Here is a 1,896-nt window from a genome sequence, read left to right on the forward strand (position 1 = left end):
TTTTAAACCCCCCAAGCAGAAATCCCAAATATCTTTAGTGTTTGGGATGAATGCTTTAGTTCCGCTAGGAACTATATAAAAACCTTCAGTGAAACTAACCTTGATTTTCTATATACGCCTTGATAGTTTCAGGATTAGCTTCACCGATAGAGCAAGCAAAAAATCCATCAGTCCAAAAAGTTTTTTCTTTCCAAAAGTGTTTTTGCAATAAGGGGATAAATCTTTTATCGCGCCAAACTCTATAAGTGGTGATTTGTTTGATTTTAGCAATAATGGAGCTAATAGACATTCTTTCTAGGGATATATTGAACCATTAAGTGCAAATGATCTATATCGCTTTCCATCGCAATGATAATGAAATGACTTTGGGTGGCTATCTCATCTATAACAGACTTAATAAAATCATTCAAATCCCCTTGCAACAACTTTTTTCTATACTTACACACTAAAATCAAATGGGCTTTTAGATTATGCTTGCTTCTATTGGTTGAAATATACCCCCTTAATGGGTAATGGTTTTTTCTCATTCCTCTATCCCTATTCATTATTTATATAAACATTGTATAATAATACAAGATAAAAACAAGGGAGTCGTTTTGCTTAACGCTATCAAGTTTAGAATTTATCCTAACGCCCAACAAAAAGAATTGATTTCTAAACATTTTGGCTGTTCTAGAGTCGTGTATAACTACTTTTTAGATTACCGACAAAAACAATACGCAAAAGGCATCAAAGAAACTTACTTCACCATGCAAAAAGTCTTAACCCAAATCAAGCGGCAAGAAAAATACCATTATCTCAATGAATGCAATTCTCAAAGCTTGCAAATGGCGTTAAGACAGCTTGTGAGCGCTTATGATAATTTCTTTAGCAAAAGAGCGAGATACCCTAAATTCAAATCTAAAAAAAACGCTAAACAATCTTTTGCAATCCCCCAAAACATAGAGATCAAAACAGAAACTCAAACCATCGCTCTCCCTAAATTCAAAGAGGGCATTAAGGCTAAATTACACAGAGAATTGCCTAAAGATAGCGTTATCAAACAGGCTTTTATTTCTTGCATAGCCGATCAATATTTTTGTTCTCTATCCTATGAAACTAAAGAGCCTATCCCTAAACCTACCATCATTAAAAAAGCGGTAGGTTTAGACATGGGCTTAAGAACGCTCATTATTACAAGCGATAAAATAGAATACCCACACATTCGTTTTTATCAAAAATTAGAAAAGAAACTCACTAAAGCGCAAAGGAGATTAAGTAAAAAAGTAAAAGGCTCAAACAACAGGAACAAACAAGCTAAAAAGGTAGCTAGATTGCATTTAGCTTGTTCAAACACCAGAGATGACTACTTGCATAAAATCAGTAATGAGATAACCAATCAATACGATTTGATAGGAGTGGAAACTTTGAATGTTAAAGGTCTTATGAGAACCTATCATTCTAAAAGCCTTGCTAATGCGAGTTGGGGGAAATTCCTTACTATGCTAGAATACAAAGCCCAAAGAAAAGGGAAAACCCTTTTACACATAGACAGATTTTTCCCTAGCTCTCAATTGTGTTCTTATTGTGGGTTCAATACAGGCAAAAAACATGAGGGGATCACCAAATTCACTTGCCCTCATTGTCAAACCACACACCACAGAGATTACAATGCGAGCGTCAATATCAGAAACTACGCTTTAGGCATGCTAGATGAGAGGCATAAAGTAAAGACAGATAAAGCTAGGGTAGGGATTATCCGAAGCGATTACACTCATCACACTAATGGGTGCATCAAAGCTTGTGGAGCTTCCTCTAATGGGGTTAGTTCTAAATATGGCAACATATTAGATCTAGCTAGTTATGGAGCGATGAATCAAGAAAAAGCCCAATCGCTAAAGCGATTGGGTAATTCAC

At 35.5% G+C, this 1,896-nt stretch carries 1 protein-coding gene and 1 pseudogene; one reads left to right on the forward strand and one right to left on the reverse strand.

Going from position 1 to position 1,896, the window contains the following annotated elements; genetic code table 11:
• Positions 1-94: 94 nt before the first annotated feature.
• A pseudogene (tnpA, locus tag H7N69_RS07780) lies at positions 95-545 on the reverse strand (IS200/IS605 family transposase).
• A gap of 51 nt (positions 546-596) precedes the next feature.
• On the opposite strand from tnpA, the gene H7N69_RS07785 reads away from it, so the two are divergent.
• On the forward strand, positions 597-1,896 hold a 1,300-nt coding region (locus H7N69_RS07785), incomplete at its 3' end, for an RNA-guided endonuclease InsQ/TnpB family protein (RefSeq protein WP_187885367.1).

It is taken from the genome of Helicobacter pylori (genome assembly GCF_014497725.1).
GTDB classification, from domain to species: domain Bacteria; phylum Campylobacterota; class Campylobacteria; order Campylobacterales; family Helicobacteraceae; genus Helicobacter; species Helicobacter pylori_DE.